At 56.7% G+C, this 520-nt stretch carries 1 protein-coding gene; it reads right to left on the bottom strand.

Features of this window, described 5'->3' with window-relative positions:
- A partial coding sequence (locus QUH73_RS20820) for a hypothetical protein (RefSeq protein ID WP_289532371.1) occupies positions 1–467 on the bottom strand: 467 nt, incomplete at its 3' end.
- Positions 468–520 lie beyond the last annotated feature (53 nt).

Below are 520 nucleotides of genomic sequence, written 5' to 3'. Positions count from 1 at the left end.
GCGGGGGCTGGGGCGATGGCCAGCACGGGCAGTTGCACCACTTCTTTTAAGGAGGAAAAACCGCTGTTGGCGGTGTAGGTTTCGGTGTTCAGGTCGGCAGCGTTTACCCAGGCCGAGCCGCTGTAAAACTTAACGGTATTGTCGGTACTACTGTAATACATGCTCCCGGCTGTGGGGGTAACGGTCACTGAGGGGCGAACCGGTAGGTAGGGTATTTTATTCAGTACACGAAAAGTGCTCACCGAACCGGTGGGAAGCACGCCTGTACATAAGCTTTGCCAGGCTGTGCCTTCGTAAACCATGGGTGCGGCATCGGCTGTGCTGTAAACCAACATGCCGACGGCAGGGCTGGTTACCGCCGCGGTATTGGCAAATACAGGCAGGTGGGGCACACCACCCAACACACGAAACTGGTCGGTTTGTGCCTGTACCGCAAATGTGGCCAGTACCAAAAGGCCTGCCAACATGCTCCTGCTAAACAGGTGCAGCCCCGCGGCGCTAAGCCGTAAAGCTAAAGATG

It is taken from the genome of Labilibaculum sp. K2S (genome assembly GCF_030372765.1).
In the GTDB taxonomy this organism is placed as follows: domain Bacteria; phylum Bacteroidota; class Bacteroidia; order Bacteroidales; family Marinifilaceae; genus Labilibaculum.
Note: the sequence above shows the minus strand (reverse complement) of the source record. Positions and strands in the feature narration are given on the sequence as shown.